At 72.5% G+C, this 5,522-nt stretch carries 6 protein-coding genes; 4 read left to right on the top strand and 2 right to left on the bottom strand.

Going from position 1 to position 5,522, the window contains the following annotated elements:
- Together VFW79_RS00825 and VFW79_RS00820 are read left to right on the top strand one after the other, a co-directional pair.
- Positions 1-769, top strand: a 769-nt coding sequence (locus VFW79_RS00825) for a Gfo/Idh/MocA family oxidoreductase (RefSeq protein ID WP_329675423.1), incomplete at its 5' end; no start/stop codon positions are given.
- Positions 770-807: 38 nt separating this feature from the next.
- Positions 808-1,068, top strand: a complete 261-nt coding sequence (locus VFW79_RS00820) for an HPr family phosphocarrier protein (protein ID WP_329675422.1) — start codon at positions 808-810, stop codon at positions 1,066-1,068.
- 40 nt (positions 1,069-1,108) lie between these two features.
- Here VFW79_RS00820 and ptsP read toward each other — a convergent pair whose 3' ends face one another.
- Complete coding sequence (gene ptsP, locus VFW79_RS00815) at positions 1,109-2,806, bottom strand: phosphoenolpyruvate--protein phosphotransferase (RefSeq protein WP_329675421.1); 1,698 nt, start codon at positions 2,804-2,806, stop codon at positions 1,109-1,111.
- Positions 2,807-2,898: 92 nt separating this feature from the next.
- Entirely contained in the window at positions 2,899-4,236 is a 1,338-nt protein-coding gene (locus VFW79_RS00810; protein ID WP_329675420.1) for a PTS transporter subunit EIIC, read from the bottom strand.
- Positions 4,237-4,434: 198 nt separating this feature from the next.
- Here VFW79_RS00810 and VFW79_RS00805 point away from each other — a divergent pair, with 198 nt between their 5' ends.
- Positions 4,435-5,211, top strand: a complete 777-nt coding sequence (locus tag VFW79_RS00805) for a GntR family transcriptional regulator (protein WP_329675419.1) — start codon at positions 4,435-4,437, stop codon at positions 5,209-5,211.
- Positions 5,208-5,462 (top strand): PTS glucose/sucrose transporter subunit IIB, encoded by a 255-nt coding sequence (locus tag VFW79_RS00800; RefSeq protein ID WP_329675418.1) that lies wholly within the window; start codon positions 5,208-5,210, stop codon positions 5,460-5,462. The genes VFW79_RS00805 and VFW79_RS00800 overlap by 4 nt, the downstream gene beginning before the upstream one ends.
- Positions 5,463-5,522 lie beyond the last annotated feature (60 nt).

The following is a 5,522-nucleotide window of genomic DNA, read 5'->3' as shown; positions in this document are numbered from 1 at the left end:
CGCGTATCGCATCGCGGACCGGTTCGACTCGCTGGCCGAGGCCATCGACGGGGGTCTCGACGCCGCGCTGGTGCACACGACATCCGAGTCGCACCCCGAGGTCGTCGCGACGCTGCTGCGTGCCGGGGTGCCGGTGCTCGTCGACAAGCCGCTCGCCCTCGATCTCGAGAGCGCGCGGGAGCTCGTCGCGCTCGCGCGCGGCGTGTCGCTCATGGTCGGGTTCAACCGGCGGTACGCGCCGGCCTATCGTGCCTTCGCCGACTGGGCCGACCGTGACGTCGTGTCGCTCCAGAAGCACCGTTCGCACGCGCCCGGACCCGCCCGGCAGATGGTGCTCGACGACTTCATCCACGTGATCGACACTCTCCGGTTCCTGGTCCCGTCCCCGCTCGACGACCTCGTGACGACCGCCCACGTCGACGACCAAGGTCGCTGCCGGCGGCTGTCGGTGCAGTTCACGGGTGAGGGCCGCCTCGCGACCGGCGTCATGAGCTGGACGGCGGGAGGGGCGCACGAGGTGCTCGACGTCATCGGGGACGGCCGGCGCCGCCAGGTGATCGACCTCGCGGACGTCGTCGACGTCGCTGCCGGCGAGCGCCTGACCCGACGCGAGCCGTGGCTGCCGCCGACGGTGCACCGGGGGTTCGTCGCGATGTGCGAGGAGTTCCTCGGGGCGGTGCGGGCGGGCCGGCTGCTCGACGCGTCGGACGCGCTCGTGACGCACGAGGTGTGCGAGCGCGTCGTCGCGCAGGCCTCCCACCCGCTATAGTGGTCTAGACCAGTCGCCGCCACACTCAGGGGGTCCTCGTGCTCGAACGCCGTGTCATCGTCGCGATCGCGGAGGGGCTGCACGCCCGCCCGGCCGCGCTGTTCGTCAAGCTGGCGGCGGGACTCCCCGCCGCGGTCACGATCCGGACCGCGGACGGCTCCCCGGTGCCCACGTCGAGCATCCTGTCCGTCATGACGCTCGGCGCGCGCCACGGCGACGAGGTCGTCCTCGCGAGCGACGACGCCGCCGCAGGCCCGTCGCTCGACGCCCTCGTGGCGTACCTCAAGAACGCCGGCTGAGAGCCTGCGCGGTCAGTCGGACCCGGCGCGTCCGGAACGCTCAGAGCCCGAGCTCGTCGAGCACCGGCAGGCGTGACCGGACGCCCTGACGTGCCGCCTCGGCCGAGTCGGCGCCCGTCGCGAGCGCGGCCAGCTCCCGGCACGTCGCGAGCGTGACCGAGCCGAGCACGGCAGCGACGTCGGGCAGGGCGCGGGCGGTCATCGACAGGGTCGCGACACCGAGCCCGACGAGCACGACGGCGAGGGCCGGGTCGGCCGCGGCCTCGCCGCACACCCCGACCGGCCGGTCGTTCTGCTCCCCGCCGCGGCAGGTCGCCGCGACGAGCTGCAGCACGGCGGGCTGCCAGGCGGTCGAGAGCGGGGCGAGCTCGCCGAGCATGCGGTCTGCCGCCATCGCGTACTGCGTGAGGTCGTTGGTGCCGATGCTCGCGAACGCTGCGTGCCGCAGGATCTGGCTGGAGCTCAGGGCCGCGCTCGGGACCTCGACCATGACGCCAGCGGTGGCGAGGCCGTGCGCGTGGCAGCGCTCGACGAACGCGGAAGTCTCGTCGACCGTGGCGATCATGGGGGCCATCACCCAGACGTCGGCGGTCTCCGCCTCGGCCGCCTGCGCGATCGCGGTCAGCTGGTCCTCGAGGATCTCGGGGTTGCGCCAGGACGTGCGGTAGCCGCGGACGCCGAGCGCGGGGTTCGGCTCGGTGCTGCTCGTGAGGAACGGCAGGGGCTTGTCCGCGCCGGCGTCGAGCGTGCGCACGACGACCTTTCTGCCGGAGAACGCCGCGAGCACCTGCCGGTACTGGGCGACCTGCTCGGGGACCGACGGCGCGTCGGTCCGGTCGAGGAAGCAGAACTCGGTGCGGAACAGCCCGACACCCTCGGCCCCGGCGTCGGCGGCGGCCTGCGCACCGTCGGGTCGGCCGACGTTGGCGAGCAGCGGGACGCGGTGCCCGTCGCTCGTGCGACCGGCGCCGTCGAACGTCCGCACCCGCGCCGCGAGGGCCGCCGCCTGAGCGACCTGCTCCGCGGTGGGGTCCAGGGTCACCGTCCCGGCGGCCCCGTCCACGAGCACGACGGTCCCCGCCGGGACAGTCGTGGCACCAGCGACCCCGACGACCGCGGGGATGCCGAGGGCGCGCGCGAGGATCGCGGTGTGCGACGTCGGTCCGCCGTCGCGGGTCACGAGCGCGACGACGCGGTCCGGGTCGAGCGTCGCGGTGTCGGCGGGGGACAGGTCCGCGGCCACGAGGACGAACGGGTGGTCCGAGTGCGGGACGCCCGGGGGCGCCTGGCCCGTGAGGGCGGCGACGATGCGGTCGCGCACGTCGGCGACGTCACGCGTGCGCTCGGCCATGTACCCGCCGAGCGCCGCGAGCTGAGTGATCACCCCGGCGGCCGCCTGCCAGACCGCGCGAGCGGGCTCGAGGCGGGTCTCGCGGACGAGGCGCTGGGCCGCGGCGACGAGGGTCGGGTCCGCGGCCATCATGGCGGTGGTCTCGAGCACCTCCCGGGCGGCGCCGCTCGCACGGGCGGCGGCGAGCTCGAGCTCGGTCTGGGCGTCGTGCGCGGCGGTCGCGATGCGCTCGGCAGCCTGGTCGAGATCCGCATCCGGGGCGAGGGTCGCGCCCGCGGGCGGCTCTGCGACGGGATCCGGCATCGCGACGACCGGACCGGAGGCACGGCCCGGGCTGACGCCGATGCCGGTGAGCCGGCGCTGCTGGGTTTCGTCGTCGGTCGGCATCGCATCCTCGCGGTTCGATCGGGTCGAGCAGGTGAGATCAGGTGGCGTGCCGAGGCCCGGCCGGAGCTCGCGCTCCAGCCGGGCCCCGGGCGTCAGGCGGACGTGCTGCCTGCTGCCGGGGTGGCGGGGCGAGCCGCCGTGACGGGCTCGTCGTCCGGCTGGTCGACCAGGACGTTGTTGGGGTCGACCGTCGCGTCGTCCTCCTCGCGTCCCGGGGTCCGCAGGTTCCAGCGCGTGATGACGAACCGGAACAGGAAGTAGTAGATCGCTCCGTAGGCCAGGCCGATCGGGAGGATCCACAGCGGGTGCGTGGCGATCCTGAAGTTGAGCAGGTAGTCGATCACGCCCGCGGAGAACCCGAAGCCGTCGTGGATGCCGAGCCAGTTGACGAGAGCGAGCGACGTCCCGGTGAGCACCGCGTGGATCACGTACAGCGGGTAGGCGAGGAACAGGAACGAGAACTCGAGCGGCTCGGTGACGCCGGTGACGAACGAGACCAGCGCGGCCGACCCCATGATGCCGAGGATGACCTTGCGCTTGCCCGGCTTGGCCGTGTGCACGAACGCGAGGGCGGCCGCGGGCAGCGCGAACATCATGATCGGGAAGAAGCCGGTCATGAAGGTTCCGGCGGTCGGGTCGCCGTGCAGGAACCGCGCGATGTCGCCGTTCCACACCTTGCCGCTCGCGTCGGTGTACGCACCGAACTGGAACCACGGCAGCGAGTTGAGCAGGTGGTGCAGGCCGATCGGGACGAGCAGCCGGTTGAGGGTGCCGTAGACGAACGCGCCGATGATCGTCGAGCCGGTCACCCAGCTGCCCACGGAGGTCAGGCCGGAGTCGAACCACGGGTAGATGAGCGCGCCGATCACCGCGACAAGGATCGCCACGCCCGCGGTGACGATCGGCACGAACCGACGACCGCCGAAGAACGCCAGGTAGGCCGGGAGCTTGATCCGCGAGTACTTCTGATACAGGAGGGCCGCGACGAGGCCCATCACGATGCCGCCGAGGACGCCGTAGTTGATGAGCTCCTGCTTGGCGTCGCCGACCGGCTTGCCCAGGATGTACGGCGAGAGCGCGTCGGTGACGCCCTTGAACACGAGGTACCCGATGAGGGCCGCGAGGCCCGTCGAGCCGTCGGACTTGCGGGCGTACCCGACCGCCACGCCGAGAGCGAAGAGCAGCGGGAGGTTGGCGAACAGCGCGTTGCCGGCAGCGCCGAGAACGTCGGCCACCGGGAGGAGCCAGTGGCCCCACGCCCCGGCGAGCCCGTCCTTGCCGAGCATGTCGTCCTGCCCGAGCCGCAGCAGCAGGGCCGCGGCGGGCAACGAGGCGATCGGCAGCATGAGCGAGCGGCCGATGCGCTGGAGCTGGGCGAGCCCGGGTATGCCGCGCTTCTCGCGTGACGCGGGGGCGGTGATGGCGGTCATGACAGGTGCACTCCTCATTGTGTGCGGGCCGTGAGCCGGTGGGCACCGGCACTCCCTCGTCCAGACCGGGGGAGCACGTGGCGATCTAGTGCGCTAGATGTCTGGACCAGTTGTCGTAACCATGATGGAATGGTGCATCCGGTGTCAAGGGCGGCATGCTTCGGCCGTCAGCACGAGTCGCGCAGCGAAGGGACCAAGGTGGGTCGCTCGGTTCTGAAGTACGTGCGCGTCCGGGACTACCTGCGCTCGCTCGTCACGCACGAGCTCTCGGCGGGAGACACCATCCCCTCGGAGCGGCTGCTCTGCGAGCAGTTCGGCGTGTCGCGGATGACGGTGCGCCAGGCGGTCGACGCGCTCGTCGTCGAGGGGCTCCTGGACCGGGAGCAGGGCCGCGGCACGTTCGTCGCGCCCACCAAGGTCGACCTCGAGGTGCGCCTCGCGTCGTTCGGCGAGGAGATGGCGCGGCGCGGCATGGAGCCGTCGTCGAAGGTCCTGGCGGCCGAGGTCGTCGCCGCCACACCGGACATCGCGGACGCGCTCGACATCCTCCCCGGGGAGCGGGTCTTCTCCCTGCACCGGGTGCGGTTCGCCGACGGCGTGCCCATGGCGATCGAGCAGTCGTGGCTCTCGTGCGAGCTGGTGCCCGGACTGTTCGACGGCCCCCTTCCCGACAGCATCTACGGCGAGCTGCGGCGGCGCGGGCTCGAGCCCGACTGGGGCGAGGACACCGTGTCCGCGACCGAGGTCGACGCGCAGGACGCCGAGCTGCTGGGCGTCGCCCCCGGCCGGGCGGTCCTGCGCCTCGCGCGACGGACCTTCGCCGGCGAGACGGCCTGCGTGTACTCACGGTCGACCTACCGGGCCGACCGCTACGTGCTCTGGGTCCCCCTGCGCGCGCCCAAGCGCGCGCTGACACCCCGGCGGACCTCGAGCGACCTGACGGCAGAACCCGCGACGACGGAGTTCGTGGGATGAGCGAGGGGCGGAACGGTGTGAGCGAGCAGGCGGCGGACATCCTGGCGGCGCTGGGTGGCGTGGCGAACATCATCGAGATCGAGCCGTGCACCACACGGCTCCGGTCCGAGGTCCACGACACGACCGTCGTCGACGTGAAGGCCCTGCGAGCGGCCGGCGCCCACGGCGTCATGATCTCGGGTCACGTGGTCCAGGTCGTCATGGGGCCGAACGTCGACACCATCGCGACGGACCTCGAGGAGCTGTTGTGAACAATCGGGACGCGCGGCAAACGGGCTGCCGTCGGTCAGCAAGGAGAAGCGCATGAGCAA

Source organism: Cellulomonas sp. (assembly GCF_036279715.1).
GTDB lineage: Bacteria > Actinomycetota > Actinomycetes > Actinomycetales > Cellulomonadaceae > Cellulomonas_A.
This window is presented reverse-complemented; position numbering and strand designations above follow the sequence as displayed.

Coding starts and splice junctions, on each gene's coding strand:
- VFW79_RS00810 (WP_329675420.1), bottom strand. CDS start 4,236: ATGACCGCCATCACCGCCCCCGCGTCACGCGAGAAGCGCGGCATACCC.
- VFW79_RS00800 (WP_329675418.1), top strand. CDS start 5,208: ATGAGCGAGGGGCGGAACGGTGTGAGCGAGCAGGCGGCGGACATCCTG.
- ptsP (WP_329675421.1), bottom strand. CDS start 2,806: ATGCCGACCGACGACGAAACCCAGCAGCGCCGGCTCACCGGCATCGGC.